Below are 13,070 nucleotides of genomic sequence, written 5' to 3'. Positions count from 1 at the left end.
GTATGGCAGTGCAGACGATGGACGAGCGACTTCAAGCTTTACGAGGTCGCCTGCAGGAAGTTTCTAGCTATCTTCATATTGAAGAAAACCGCTCACAAGTGGCTGAACTGGAATCTCAGAGCGCGCAGGCTGATTTTTGGAATGATGCGGAAGCCGCTCGTGCCACTATGGAGCGACTTGCACAGATGCGATCCTGCGTACGCGATGTTGATGAGGCTGCTGCTACGCTTGAGGACGCAGAAGCAGCCCTTCAATTAAGTGAAGAGATGGCAGACGATGAGCTTCTCGCAGAGGCAGAGAGTCTGGCTGATCGCTTAGACCACGATTTATCAGAACTTGAGGTGGCAAGCTGGTTTACCGATGAGCTCGATCATGGCGATGCGATTGTCACAGTTACACCAGGTCAAGGTGGTCTTGAGGCACAAGACTGGTGTGACATGCTCTTCCATATGTATTTGCGCTACTGCGAGCGTCGTGGTTGGAACGTAACGGTTAACGATGCTCCTCCTGCGGAGGTTATCGGTATTGATCGCGCTACGTTTACGGTATCAGGCATGAATGCCTACGGCATGCTGCGCTCTGAGCATGGTGTACATCGCCTGGTGCGTATTTCTCCAACAGATGAGAAAAAACGTCGCCAGACTACCTTTGCGGGTGTAGAGGTGCTTCCGCTCCTTCCTGACGATGTTGAAGTAGATATCGATCCCAATGATCTGCGCATTGATGTGTATCATGCCTCTGGTCATGGCGGGCAAGGTGTTAATACCACCGACTCCGCTGTGCGCATTACACACCTGCCGACCGGTACGGTGGTTACTTGCCAAAACGAGCGTAGTCAGTTGCAAAACAAAGCCTATGCAATGAAAATTCTACGCAGCCGTTTGTATGAGATGGAGCTCGAACGGCGTGCAGCAGAAATAGATGAACTTCGTGGACCCAAGCACGACATTGGTTTTGGCAATCAAATACGAAGCTACGTCTTATACCCTTATCAAATGGTTAAAGATCTGCGCACTGGTGTCGAGACAAGCGATGTTGATGGCGTGATTGAAGACGGTGATCTCGATCAGTTTGTTATCGCATATCATCGTTGGGCAGTTGGGAGTCGCGCATCTGATAACTCCCAGTAAGAGGTTCCGAGACTTTGTAGTTGCGAGAGGCGGGTGCCGTGAAAGCTCATTCCATTGGTGTAACGGAGGTTCGCGACGCAATATTAATTGCAATTGGATCTATGCTTTTTGCAGTTGGTGTTGACTGTTTTCAGGTACCCAATGGGCTTGCTGCCGGCGGAATAACAGGCCTTGCCACCATTATTCATGCGGTCGGTCTGCGCATGGGGATTGTCATCCCAATCGGCTTACAAGGCCTTGTTGCCAATGCACTTCTGCTTATTCCAGTGATAAAAACAGGGAGTCGACGCTACCTCGCATATACCCTCGCAGGAATTTTCTTCTCTAATGTTTTTGTCGATGCTCTCGCTCCAGTTCTGCCGGTATTCACGGGCGATGACATGTTGCTCTATGCCATTTGGGGCGGTGTAATCACAGGCGTTGGATTGGGTATGGTTTTTCGCACCGGTGGCAATACGGGCGGAACGGATATCGTGGCCCAACTTATGGCGCGTGGTGGTGCTATAAGCGTAGGCATGGCAGCAGCGGTTGTAGATGGCGCCGTCATTGCTCTTTCGATTCCCGTATTCTCAATCTCTAATGCTTTGTATGCCATGATCTGCATGTTTGTGAGCTCTAAAGTATTGGATGCGGTGGTGGATGGTCCGAGCACCGAGCGCATGGCATATGTTATTTCAAGCCGTCACGAACGTATAGCTGAGCTAGTTATGTATGAGATGGGACGTGGTTGCACGGAGCTTCAAGCACGTGGTGTTTGGTCGGGTAACAGTCGTCCTGTTCTCCTTGTTGTTCTCACACGTTCGGAACTTGGTCAACTTAAAGATATTGCAGGTAGAGTGGATCCAGATGCGCTGGTTGTGATTTCAGAGGTCCATGAAGCATTTGGTCAGGGCTTTGGTAAGTTAGGCGAACAGTGAAGTTGTTTGCCGTTTATTGAGTTTGCGTGCAACCTCTTAAAATTTCTATTTGATTTCAGCGTATAGTTAACGTATAGATACCAGTAGGTACTTTTGTTCGCGTAAACAAAACGACAAAGGGGAGTGGCATGAAGTTCTTCATCGATACCGCAGACCTTGATGAGATCAAGGAGGCGGCGAGCTGGGGTATTCTCTCTGGCGTTACAACCAACCCGACTCTGTATTCCAAGACGGGTGGCAACCTTGCTGATTTTGAGCCGCACATGGTCAAAATCTGTGAGATTTGCGAAGGGCTGCCTGTTTCTGCCGAGTCAACGGCTGAGACCACAGAGGACATGATTGCAGAAGGCCGTCGTCTGGCCGCTCTTGCCCCCAATATCGTGGTAAAGCTTCCTATTTGCGAGGCTTCTCTTCCTGCAACACACACGCTTGCTGCAGAGGGCATTCGCGTTAACATGACGCTCGTATTCTCCGCTCCTCAGGCACTTCTTGCCGCTCGTGCAGGTGCTCGTTACATCTCCCCGTTTGTTGGTCGTTTTGATGACATCGGAGATGATGGCATTGCTCAGCTTCAAACAGTTGTTGAGTGCGTAAAGAACTACGACTATGGCTACTGGGAGCAGGAGGGCGGCCCGGAGATTATCACCGCTTCTGTCCGCACGCCTAACCATGTAACCCAGGCTGCACTCATGGGCGCCGACATCGCAACCGTGCCGTTTGCTGCTCTTAAGAAGTGCGTACATCATCCTCTGACCGACAAGGGTCTCGAGGGATTTGCTGCCGACTGGGCAAAGGTTACCGGCGCTAAGTAATAGCCGTCCTGTGAACTTGGGCACGAGTTGTCCTGTGTAAGAAGAAATGTGAACGCCTCTTCGTATTTTTGCGGAGAGGCGTTGTTTTAGCGAAGGATGATCTTGCGCTGAGCAGAGCATCTATGCTTTGCTAGAATCCATATTGTATCCGTACTATAAACGCAACAAAGGAGCTCTTGTGGCAAATCATTTCGCCAACGATGAGCAACGAGGGGAATGGGCCAATATTCCGGATCCGGCAGAGCCAGCAGCACAGCCTGACAATGTGGCTCCGATCCAAAATATCCCAGATCCTGCTGCCATCGAGCAGTCGGTTCCCGATCCCTTCGTTTATGACGAGCAAACCGCTCTTGATGCTCAGTACGAGCAGGTCGAATCAGAATCCGAAGAAATCGTTGAGAGTGAAGAGGGCTTTACAAGCGTATTTTCACCTCTCCAGGACGCTGCTTCAGCTGAGCTCCCCCGCTCATCAAATCCGGTTATTTCACTCAGAAATGTAACGAAAATCTATCCCGCGCAGCCTAATAAGCCTGCTCTTGAGGATGTAACCCTGGATATTTATCCGGGTGAATTTGTCTTCCTCGTCGGGCATTCAGGCTCCGGAAAATCTACCTTCCTTCGCCTGCTTACACGCGAGCTTAAGGCTACTCATGGCCAAGTTATCGTTGCAGGCCAGGACCTTACGAATATGCGCAATCGTAAGGTGCCGTTCTTGAGGCGCCAGATTGGCTGCGTGTTCCAGGACTTTAAATTGCTCCCCGATAAGACCACCTACGAAAATGTATCGTTTGCTCTCGAATGCATTGGCAAACCGCGTTCGGTTATTCGTGCTCAGGTTCCTGAGGTGCTTCGTTTGGTCGGTTTAGGCGAGAAGATGGATAACTACCCCGATCAGCTCTCAGGTGGCGAGCAGCAGCGTGTATCTGTTGCCCGCGCTATGGTCAATCGTCCGCCACTGCTTGTTTGCGACGAGCCGACCGGAAACCTTGACCCGGCAATTTCGCTCGGCATCATGAAGCTGCTCGAGCGTATTAATCGTGCGGGCACTACAGTTCTTATGGCTACGCATGATCGTGAAATGGTTGACTCTATGCGCAAGCGCGTTATTGCTCTTGAGGCTGGTCATGTAGTACGCGATCAGGAGAGGGGAGGTTACGGCTACTATGGCATCTAATTTGGGTTATTCACTGCGTGAAGCAGGCCATCACTTTCGGAGGAATCTCTCTACGGCCTTGGGTGCTGTAGTTACCATTTTCCTTTCACTCTTTATTATTGGTTTGTTTGCTATTGGTTCGATCATGCTTAACAACATGGTTGGAAGTGTGGAGGACCAAGTAACTATTCAGGCATTTCTTTCCGATGATGCCGATCAGAGTGCGGTAGAGGCTCTTCAGGATAAGATTTCTGGGTGGGACAACGTTCAGTCGGTTACCTATAAGAGCAAGGATGAGGCTCTTCAGGAGTATCGCGAGACAATGTCAAACCGCAATGCCGAGGCTGCTGTTGCGGCACTTGATGGCGTCAATCCTGTGCCCGCATCTCTCGTTATTCAGCTCGACGACTCCCGTGAAGTGGCAGCCGTCGCCGATAAGCTGATTGCTGATTCAGACTTCCAGGCAGTTGCTGACGACGAAGATGCGTCTGCTTCAGTCCTCTACGGACAAGGCACCGTTGAGCGTCTCTTTAGCGTGACAGCCTATATCCGTATTGTTGCAATCGTGTTGGTAGCACTCCTGGTCTTTGTGGCATTTGTCTTTATCAATAACACCATTCGCTTGGCCATTACGGCTCGTCGCCGTGAGATTGCCATCGAACGTTTGGTAGGTGCATCAAATAGCTTCATTCGCGGGCCCTTCCTTACCGAAGGTGTTCTTGAAGCTTTGTTTGGCGCACTGCTCTCCATTGGTGCTTTACAGCTGCTTTGCTCGTTTGTGTTGCCAAGATTTGAAGAGAGTCTCTCGTTCCTTACCCTTACGGTTGATACGAGCTCGCTTTTGCATATCTATGCGGCGCTTATTTTGGCAGGCGTTGTCATTGGTGCCTTCGGTTCATTCATTGCAATGAGGCGCTACCTCAAGGTTTAATACCTTGTACAGGATTTGAGTTTCTGAGGCGGTGCAGCCATAAGGTGCGCCGCCTCTTATCTTTGGAGGACCTCGCATGGGCAGAAAAAGACATTCTCGTTCACGCGCATATGGATCACAGCGTCGGTCACGTGCGCTTGTCCTTGAGGGAACTCTACATATCGTGCGCCCTGGCGTGGCGACCGTGGAGACACAAGAGGGGACATTCCATGTTGCACGCGGCGGCATCCGTGAGGGTATGGATGGCGACCTGGTGCGGGTAACGCTTTCTCGTCATGCAAGTTACTCTCAGCCACAAGAGCCGCGTGCATACGTTCAGTCGGTAATGGCTCGTGCCTGTGAATCATTTTTGGGTACCTATGGTGTGGCATCTCCACTTGGTGTTGTTGTCCCGTTAGATGAACGCATCCGACGCGATTTCTTTGTATTGCCCGATGATAAGAGCGCAGATCGTTTGGGAATCAAAGAGGGAGATCTTGTAGTTGCGCGAATTTTGACGTATCCAACGCGGCGTGAAGCAGGTGTTGTAACACTTGATCGGCGTGTTGGCGCATCCGACGAAATAGATATTGATATTGAAAGTGTTATAGCGTCTTACAATTTACCCTGCGCTTTTCCTGAGCGTGTTTTGAAAGAGACGGACGCACTTACCCTTGATGTTGATGGTGTTCTTGCCGCCCAACCGTATCGTCGCGATTTGCGAAAGGGCTGCTGCTTTACCATAGACCCTGTGGATGCACGTGATTTTGACGATGCGTTGTCTGTGGACATAACTGATCAGGGCTATACGCTTGGAGTACATATCGCCGATGTTTCGCAGTATGTTCCACAGGATTCCTCATTGGATATTGAGGCACGGGCAAGAGGTTGTTCTGTCTATCTAGCCGATCGTGTTTTACCTATGCTGCCAGAGCGTTTGAGCAATGATATTTGTTCATTGCGCCCAAATGAAGACCGGCTCTGCATGAGTGTGCTGATAGACCTCTCCTTAGACGGAGAAGTGCAGTCGTTTGAAATAACACCTTCAGCGATTCGCTCACAAGCACGCTTGGATTACGATTCAGTAGAGAAGCTGCTCGAAGGTAAGAGCACATCGTCAGATCTGACCTGTGATGCGACTCATCGCGAAAAAATTGCCCAAGCGCTTATGACGCTCGATAAAATTGCTGAGAAGCGCAGGATTATTCGCAAGCGTCGTGGTTCGATTGACTTTGAAACCGCGGAAGCAAAAGTTGTGCTCGATAAAAAAGGTGAGCCACAAGGAGTTCGTATTCGCGAACGTACAAATGCAACTTCACTTGTTGAAGAGGCCATGCTTGTCGCAAATGAGTGTGTGGCTCAACGGTTGGCTCAGGCTGATATATCAAGTGCGTATCGCGTTCATGAGCCTCCTATAGCAGAAAGGCTCGAGAGCGCTCTTGTGATTCTGCATGAGCTTGAGCTTGTAAACTCCGAGGAATCGGAGCTTATCGCTGCTGGAGATCCGTATGTCGTGCAGACGGTGCTCGAACGTGTGCGAGATACCTCTTCTGAGCGTTTGGTTACATCGGTGCTTTTGCGAGCCCAGTCACGGGCTGTGTATGCTCCTCATAACGAGGGTCACTATGCGCTTGGAGCTCGTGCCTATTGTCACTTCACTTCGCCCATTAGGCGTTATCCGGACCTCGTTATCCATCGCAGCATAAAAGCGTTGCTGGGAGTTGATAAAAGCGTCGGCATAAAGGGTAAAAAGAAAGATCTACCGCAGTTATGCCGCTCCTGCTCTGAACTTGAGCGAAGAGCTGATAGCGCTGCACGCGCTTCTCAGCGAGCAAAATTGGCGCGCTTTTATTTGGATCGTATAGGAGAGGTATGCGGAGGCGTTATTTCAGGTGTTGAGAAATTCGGGCTCTTTGTTGAGCTTGAAGAGACGCTTGCCGAAGGTCTTGTGCCCATACGCTTGATGTCCTATGGCAGCATAAGGTTTGACGAGAAGCGCATGCTGTTGCGTAATGATCACGATGGACATACGTGGCGACTTGGCCAACGCGTCGCTGTACGCATTGAGGATGCTGATCCCGCGCACGGCAAAATCACTCTCACTCTGGTCGGGGGAGCAACTGGTCGGGTGCCGGGTGGGTTACACTAGGCAAACACATGCGCAGATAAACGAGCGCAGAAGGGACATATATGAGTACTGGTGTTGCAAACCAAGCATATTCTGGGCTTGCCGATGATCTTACCCGTGCTGAAGGACTCCTTGTAGCAGGGCGAGATGAAGATGCGGAGAAACTGCTTTCCTCACTTGCTGAGGATGCTGAAGAGTATGTCGATAGAAATTGTCATACTACGGATAAGGTGCAGTGGTTTAGTTTCCCAACAATTTTTGAACGCCTTTGTTATCGACGTGTTGAGAATGACCCTCGCGAGCTGTATGACGTGGGGGAACCTCTGGATAGGCTTTATGCTGATTTAGGTTTGGCTTGTGTGCGTCTGGGCGATTATGCTCGTGCCACCGAAGCGCTCAAGCAGGCCGTGCGCTGGAACCCGATGGAGTGTGCCTACAGGCTTAACTTGGCAGATCTTTATCTCACGAATGGTGATGAGCGCGAGTTTCTCGCTCTGAGTTTTTCAGTATTTGAGCGCGCGAGCAATGCACAGCATCTTGTGCGCGCATACCTCAATTTTGCGCGCCATTATGAGCGGACAGGACAAGCGGAGCTTCGAGCTGCATGTCTGCGCTGTGCACGTCGACTCGAGATGCCTTCTGAACAACTGGAAGCAGAGCTTGATGCCGTAAAAGGAACTGACGCTGATCCCGATTCGCTTGACGATGCACGTGCCCAGCAAATTTTGGCAGAAGAGGGTTTACCTGAAGGGGCAAATGCTGAGGTTGCTGTCTGTTTGCTGATGTGCGCTTCCGATGCAGCCGAAGCAGGTGATAAGAACCTTGCCACCGATTTAACGGTTCGAGCACGCGATCTTATTGGTGCGCCAGCGGCATCCGCACTTATCCAGCTCATTCATGAGACTGATGAGGAGGCAGAAACGCATGCCTAAGCGCGAGCGTAAGCTTATTGCCCGAAATCGTTCGGCACGTCATGAATACTTTGTTGATGAAACTTTTGAAGCAGGCATTGAGCTTCGTGGCACAGAAGTGAGAAGCCTGCGCGAGCGTGCGTGCCAGATAACAGATGCCTTCTGCTTAATTCGCGGAGGACAATGTTGGCTTCATGGCGTGCACCTGCATCCATACTCGCATGGCAATATTTGGAACGTTGATCCGGATAGAAAGCGCCGTCTATTGTTGCACCGTCGCCAAATTGACTATCTTGACGGTAAGCTTAGAGCAAAAGGCATGGCGCTCATCCCGCTTGAGTTGTATTTCAACGAACAAAATCGAGTCAAGCTGCTTATTGGGCTCTGTAGGGGTAAGAAGCTCTATGACAAGCGAGCGGATATGGCTCGCAGAGATGTTGATCGCGAGATTCGTCGTGCTATCAAGGAGAAGAACCGCTACTAGGTGGTACAGAGAGGCTGTACGTATTGGGTGGTTCAGGGGAGGCAGGTTATGGATCCAAAGGCGCTCTTCAAATTTTCATCCGGTCTGTATGTTGTAGCTGCTTCACACGGTGATGATGTTGGTGCTTGTCTCATCAACACCGGTATGCAACTGACGGCAGAGCCTCTGCAAGTGCAGGTTGTTATCAACAAAGAAAACCATACGGAATCTGTTGTTCGTGAAGCTGGGAGCTTTTCTCTTGCTGTTGTGAGCGAGAAGGCTGACATGATGTTTATCGGCCGTTTTGGATTCCGCTCCTCAGTTGATTTCGACAAGTTTGGCGGCATTCCGTGTGAGCATACATCACTGGGTGATCCTTATACCACCGAGTGTACGTGTGCAATGTTGGGATGCAAGGTTGTCCAAACGCTTGATGTTGGCACACATACGCTCTTTGTTGGAGAAGTGGTGGACGCGGAAGTGCTTTCTGACGATGCGCCCATGACCTACACCTACTACCATACGGTTCTTAAGGGAAAGACACCCGCCAAGGCATCTTCTTATATTCCTGAGGGATAGAAATACGTTGGCTGGGTATCATCAGGCAAGAGCTATGAAAAATAGCAACCAGATTTGTTCCTAGAGGAAGTGTTGCCTCGCGTGAGGCTGAAGGAAGGAGTTCTTATGAGCGACGAGAAGAAGACCTATACATTCCGTTGCACCGTTTGTGGCTTTGAGGTAACGGTAGATACCCCTGAGCTGCCCGAGGACTATGTTTGCCCAACCTGCGGTGTTGGCCCTGAGCTGTTTGAGCTCGTCGAGGACTAAGACTGTTCTCAAGGGTTTCGGAGCTCGCGCTTAACACATGAAGACCGAGCGCTGTTGCTCTGTAATCGGATGTAGTAAAAGCCTGCCATTCAAAAAATGGCAGGCTTTATTGTTGCCATTGCTTTATTGTTGCCATTGAGACAAAGATGCAGCAGCAAGTTCAATGTAATGAATAGCGTTTGAAAGATTGTTAGCCGCTTCTTCTGGTGATAATTTCCTGATAAGGCGCGCTGGGTTTCCAAAAGCAACATATCCATCGGGGATAACTGTTCCTTCAGTTATCAGGGCGCCAGCACCAATGAGACAGTTGCTGCCAATGTGAGCGCCATCGAGCACAATGGCACCCATGCCAATAAGCGTGCTGTTATCAATGGTGCACCCATGCAAAATGGCGCCGTGCCCCACCGTGACGTGTTTGCCGAGTACAACAGGAAAGTCCTTCGAAACATGTATGACGGCATTGTCTTGCACGTTGGTGCCGGCGCCAATGGTGATAGGTGCCTCGTCACCTCTTAGAACTGCGCCAAACCAAATGTTTGCCTGAGAGTTAAGTGTTACATCTCCTTGGATGGTTGCGTTTGAGGCAACCCATGATTCCGATGTGATCTCTTGCGTCTTCTTATCTGGCTGTGTCATTTGGTGCCCCAAGCGTTGGATGTGCGACAGAACTTTAATTGTGAATAGGTCTTTTTGATCTCGCATGATGCAATGGATGTCAATAAAGACCTGTAAATCATGGATATATGCGGGTATACTACCCAGACAGGAGTTTGTTTGCCAACTCATTTGTACGTTGATATTTGTATGGTGGTTTCAAACCTCCTTTTGGGGGCGACTGGTTTCGACAGGGTAGTTCTGAGGTGGGCAGCAGGTCGTGGTCTCCTCGCCACGTTAAACAGGGGTACCGTCAAATTGAATTGACGACAATAACTCTTATGAGCCTCAGCTGGCTCTTGCTGCTTAATTAGAATAGCGGCCGTCAATGCGGGAGTTGCTCCTGCTCTTGCGGCGACGTCACTTTAGGGAGCTGCGCACATGGACGTGGTTGGTATGCCGTGTGCTAAGGCTGAACCAACTGGAATGCGGCGTGCCAGTTATCGAGCATAATGCATTCGAGATCTAATCGATAACTGAGCCTGGAGACACTTGCCAGGGGATTGCTTTGGACCGGAGTTCGATCCTCCGCGCCTCCACCATCATTTCCGCGGGCTTCTATGTTTATGCAGGTAGAAGCCCGCGTTTTCTTTGTATATCTCATATTTCTTATGATATTTTTGGCAGATTTTGGCAGATGCCATCCCTGCCGGAACTTTCACTGTTGGCCGAATTTATCAACTCATGAGGAATAGGGCGAAGCCTCTGGGGTAGCTAAAGTCTCTGGAGGTTTTGGATAAAAACGTCATAATGAAGATTACAATATAGTTTCGGGATTCCAATTCCGAAGTTTGTGTCGCAATGCGTGTAAACGTCAACTTGGGCAGGCAACAGCTTGCCCTTAAGGTTTGATTGCCTATGCAGGCGGTCAGAAGGAGGAAACAATGGGACGTTTTACTAACCCGCGTGACCTGTATTTTGGCGAGGGCGCTCGTCATGAGGTGAAGAACCTCAAGGGTTCCAAGGCCGTTATCGTTACCGGCGGCGGCTCCATGCGTCGTGGTGGCTTCCTGCAGGAACTCGAGGCAGACCTCAAAGAGGCTGGTTTCGAAGTCAAGCTTATCGAGGGCGTTGAGTCCGATCCGTCTGTAGAGACAGTCATGAAGGGCGCAGCCGTCATGTCTGAGTTCGAGCCTGACTGGATCGTTGCTATTGGTGGTGGCTCCCCTATCGACGCTGCTAAGGCCATGTGGATTAAGTACGAGTATCCCGACACTACGTTTGAGGATATGTGCAAGGTCTTTGGCCTGCCTGAGCTCCGCACCAAGGCTCACTTCTGCGCCATTTCCTCCACCTCCGGCACCGCTACTGAGGTAACCGCATTCTCGATCATCACCGATTATGCTAAGGGCATTAAGTTCCCGATCGCCGACTTCCAGATTACTCCGGACGTGGCAATTGTTGACCCTGAGCTTACCTACACCATGCCTGCTAAGCTGTGCGCACACACCGGTATGGACGCCCTGACTCACGCCATTGAGTCCTACGTTTCCACCGCTGCTTCTATGTACACTGAGGCCAATTCACTGCATGCCATCCGCGAGATCGTCGAGTGGCTGCCCAAGTCCTACAAGGGCGACAAAGAGGCACGCAAGCACATGCACGACGCTCAGTGCATCGCTGGTATTGCATTCTCCTCTGGCCTGCTCGGCATCGTACACTCCATGGCACACAAGACCGGCGCTGCCTTCACCGGCGACCACATTATCCATGGTTGCGCCAACGCTATGTACCTTGGCAAGGTCATCCAGTTCAACTCCAAGGATGCTCGCGCTAAGAGCCGTTATGCCTACATCGCCAAGGAAATCCTGCACCTCCCCGGCGAGACCGAGGACGAGCTCGTTGCTGCACTCGTACAGGAGATCCGCGACCTCAACGACAAGCTGGACATTCCGCAGGGCATCAAGAACTACGGCAAGGGCGGCGTAAAGGCCGACGAGTCCATCATCGACTACGCCGAGTTCGAGGAGAAGAAGAGCCGCATTGCTGTTGACGCTATTGGTGACGCCTGCACTGGCTCCAACCCCCGCCAGCCGACGCCGGAAGAGATGGAGAAGCTCCTCGAGTGCGTCTACAACGATGTGGATGTTGACTTCTAATTCTTGCTGCAATTAACAGTATGATGTACGGCCGAGACTTTCGAGTCTCGGCCGTTTTTGTATCTATCGGAAGATATCTAACAATCAGTACTTTTGTAGCTTTTAAAAAAGGGGCGTTGGACAATCCAACACCCCTTGAGCTTTGTCTTAAGAGAATAAGCTAGCTTACAACGACTTTGCCAAAGCCAAGTTCGTGCGCAAGAGCCTCAATAGCATCCATTCGCTCATCGGAAGGAGAAGGAGCGGTTGCCATGGGGCCCTTAACGCCAAATACGCGGAAACGCATGAGACGAATACGGGTTGAGCTTACACGCTCGCCAAGGGTATCGGCTATGCCGTGTACAGCATCTTCTGGATCGTTCCATCCTTCGGTAACGATAACGCGAACTTCCTCAAGCTTGTTGTGTTCGGAGAGGTAGGCGAGGTTCTTTCGAACCATTTTTCCATCTGTTCCCGTAAGCTTGCAGAACCAATCATCATCCCACGATTTAACGTCAAGCATGACACCGTCTGCCACATTGAGCAGATCTGTGTAGTTGGCAAAATCAATTGTTCCGTTTGAGTCAATGAGTGTGCCAATGCCTGCGGCTTTGCACTTTTGGAACAACTCATACATAAAATCGGGGTAGAGCATGCATTCGCCACCCGAGCATGTAATGCCACGAATGAATGGCGCGTACCCGCTGACCTGTTCAAACACATCCTCTGCCGTGAGATATTTGATACGTGGCGAAGAGTGATTGGGACATACATTAATGCAGGTGTCGCACTTAACGCACTTATCAGGATCCCATTCAACGGCGCCAGCAACAATGGAAAGCGCATTGGTGGGGCACGCTTTTACGCATGTGCCACATCCCACGCAGAGGCGTTGCGTCTCAGGATTGTGACAATAAGCGCAATGAATATTGCAGCCCTGAACGAAAATGGATGTACGAGCACCTGGGCCATCTACCAGGGAAAATGGAATGATATTGTTAACAGGAACATGCGCAGACATATGCCCTCCCCTGCATTGAGGTAAAGAAAAGCCCCGCTACGCGCAAGGCGCAACGGGACTTAAAC

The 13,070-nt window shown here is 50.7% G+C and carries 13 protein-coding genes and 1 other RNA gene; 12 read left to right on the top strand and 2 right to left on the bottom strand.

Annotation, left to right across the window (positions count from 1 at the left end):
* Positions 1-2: 2 nt before the first annotated feature.
* From prfB to ACQY6Y_RS02710, 10 genes are all read left to right on the top strand, one after another.
* The gene (gene prfB, locus ACQY6Y_RS02755) at positions 3-1,130 is read left to right on the top strand and encodes a peptide chain release factor 2 (RefSeq protein WP_428378785.1); all 1,128 of its coding nucleotides are present in this window, start codon (positions 3-5) and stop codon (positions 1,128-1,130) included.
* A 38-nt stretch (positions 1,131-1,168) separates the two neighbouring features.
* A complete protein-coding gene (locus ACQY6Y_RS02750) occupies positions 1,169-2,047 on the top strand; it encodes a YitT family protein (protein ID WP_428378783.1) in 879 nt (292 codons plus the stop codon).
* A 128-nt stretch (positions 2,048-2,175) separates the two neighbouring features.
* On the top strand, positions 2,176-2,859 hold the full coding sequence (locus tag ACQY6Y_RS02745; protein WP_428378782.1) for a transaldolase family protein: 684 nt from the start codon (positions 2,176-2,178) through the stop codon (positions 2,857-2,859).
* A 178-nt stretch (positions 2,860-3,037) separates the two neighbouring features.
* A complete protein-coding gene (ftsE, locus tag ACQY6Y_RS02740; RefSeq protein ID WP_428378781.1) occupies positions 3,038-4,033 on the top strand; it encodes a cell division ATP-binding protein FtsE in 996 nt (331 codons plus the stop codon).
* Complete coding sequence (gene ftsX / locus ACQY6Y_RS02735; protein ID WP_428378780.1) at positions 4,023-4,943, top strand: permease-like cell division protein FtsX; 921 nt, start codon at positions 4,023-4,025, stop codon at positions 4,941-4,943. The genes ftsE and ftsX overlap by 11 nt, the downstream gene beginning before the upstream one ends.
* Before the next feature lie 76 nt (positions 4,944-5,019).
* Positions 5,020-7,071, top strand: coding sequence for a ribonuclease R (gene rnr, locus ACQY6Y_RS02730; protein ID WP_428378779.1), 2,052 nt, complete (start codon positions 5,020-5,022; stop codon positions 7,069-7,071).
* 41 nt (positions 7,072-7,112) lie between these two features.
* The gene (locus tag ACQY6Y_RS02725) at positions 7,113-7,982 is read left to right on the top strand and encodes a hypothetical protein (protein ID WP_428378778.1); all 870 of its coding nucleotides are present in this window, start codon (positions 7,113-7,115) and stop codon (positions 7,980-7,982) included.
* A complete protein-coding gene (gene smpB, locus ACQY6Y_RS02720) occupies positions 7,975-8,445 on the top strand; it encodes an SsrA-binding protein SmpB (RefSeq protein ID WP_428378777.1) in 471 nt (156 codons plus the stop codon). The genes ACQY6Y_RS02725 and smpB overlap by 8 nt, the downstream gene beginning before the upstream one ends.
* Positions 8,446-8,493: 48 nt before the next feature.
* The gene (locus tag ACQY6Y_RS02715) at positions 8,494-9,003 is read left to right on the top strand and encodes a flavin reductase family protein (protein ID WP_428378776.1); all 510 of its coding nucleotides are present in this window, start codon (positions 8,494-8,496) and stop codon (positions 9,001-9,003) included.
* 105 nt (positions 9,004-9,108) lie between these two features.
* Positions 9,109-9,252, top strand: coding sequence for a rubredoxin-like domain-containing protein (locus ACQY6Y_RS02710; protein ID WP_428378774.1), 144 nt, complete (start codon positions 9,109-9,111; stop codon positions 9,250-9,252).
* Positions 9,253-9,375: 123 nt separating this feature from the next.
* Here ACQY6Y_RS02710 and ACQY6Y_RS02705 read toward each other — a convergent pair whose 3' ends face one another.
* Positions 9,376-9,888, bottom strand: a complete 513-nt coding sequence (locus tag ACQY6Y_RS02705) for a gamma carbonic anhydrase family protein (protein ID WP_428378773.1) — start codon at positions 9,886-9,888, stop codon at positions 9,376-9,378.
* Positions 9,889-10,079: 191 nt separating this feature from the next.
* Between ACQY6Y_RS02705 and ssrA the strand changes: the two genes are divergently transcribed.
* Together ssrA and ACQY6Y_RS02695 are read left to right on the top strand one after the other, a co-directional pair.
* Positions 10,080-10,448, top strand: a transfer-messenger RNA (tmRNA) gene (gene ssrA, locus ACQY6Y_RS02700).
* A 342-nt stretch (positions 10,449-10,790) separates the two neighbouring features.
* Positions 10,791-12,005: an iron-containing alcohol dehydrogenase gene (locus tag ACQY6Y_RS02695; protein WP_428378772.1), complete on the top strand. Its 1,215-nt coding sequence runs from the start codon at positions 10,791-10,793 to the stop codon at positions 12,003-12,005.
* 160 nt (positions 12,006-12,165) lie between these two features.
* Here the strand turns inward: ACQY6Y_RS02695 and ACQY6Y_RS02690 are convergent, their stop codons facing one another.
* Positions 12,166-13,005, bottom strand: a complete 840-nt coding sequence (locus ACQY6Y_RS02690; RefSeq protein ID WP_428378771.1) for a YjjW family glycine radical enzyme activase — start codon at positions 13,003-13,005, stop codon at positions 12,166-12,168.
* Positions 13,006-13,070: the final 65 nt, after the last annotated feature.

The organism is Olsenella sp. Marseille-QA0557 (assembly GCF_965119725.1).
GTDB classification, from domain to species: domain Bacteria; phylum Actinomycetota; class Coriobacteriia; order Coriobacteriales; family Atopobiaceae; genus Coprovicinus; species Coprovicinus avistercoris.
The sequence above is the reverse complement of the archived record's forward strand: the minus strand, read 5'-3'. Positions and strand labels throughout refer to the sequence as shown.

What these genes read in the sequence shown, in the direction of transcription:
- ACQY6Y_RS02710 (WP_428378774.1), top strand. Translation starts at nt 9,109, where the DNA reads ATGAGCGACGAGAAGAAGACCTATACATTCCGTTGCACCGTTTGTGGC.
- ACQY6Y_RS02690 (WP_428378771.1), bottom strand. Translation starts at nt 13,005, where the DNA reads ATGTCTGCGCATGTTCCTGTTAACAATATCATTCCATTTTCCCTGGTA.
- ACQY6Y_RS02715 (WP_428378776.1), top strand. Translation starts at nt 8,494, where the DNA reads ATGGATCCAAAGGCGCTCTTCAAATTTTCATCCGGTCTGTATGTTGTA.
- rnr (WP_428378779.1), top strand. Translation starts at nt 5,020, where the DNA reads ATGGGCAGAAAAAGACATTCTCGTTCACGCGCATATGGATCACAGCGT.
- ACQY6Y_RS02695 (WP_428378772.1), top strand. Translation starts at nt 10,791, where the DNA reads ATGGGACGTTTTACTAACCCGCGTGACCTGTATTTTGGCGAGGGCGCT.
- smpB (WP_428378777.1), top strand. Translation starts at nt 7,975, where the DNA reads ATGCCTAAGCGCGAGCGTAAGCTTATTGCCCGAAATCGTTCGGCACGT.
- ACQY6Y_RS02745 (WP_428378782.1), top strand. Translation starts at nt 2,176, where the DNA reads ATGAAGTTCTTCATCGATACCGCAGACCTTGATGAGATCAAGGAGGCG.
- ftsX (WP_428378780.1), top strand. Translation starts at nt 4,023, where the DNA reads ATGGCATCTAATTTGGGTTATTCACTGCGTGAAGCAGGCCATCACTTT.
- ACQY6Y_RS02725 (WP_428378778.1), top strand. Translation starts at nt 7,113, where the DNA reads ATGAGTACTGGTGTTGCAAACCAAGCATATTCTGGGCTTGCCGATGAT.
- prfB (WP_428378785.1), top strand. Translation starts at nt 3, where the DNA reads ATGGCAGTGCAGACGATGGACGAGCGACTTCAAGCTTTACGAGGTCGC.
- ACQY6Y_RS02705 (WP_428378773.1), bottom strand. Translation starts at nt 9,888, where the DNA reads ATGACACAGCCAGATAAGAAGACGCAAGAGATCACATCGGAATCATGG.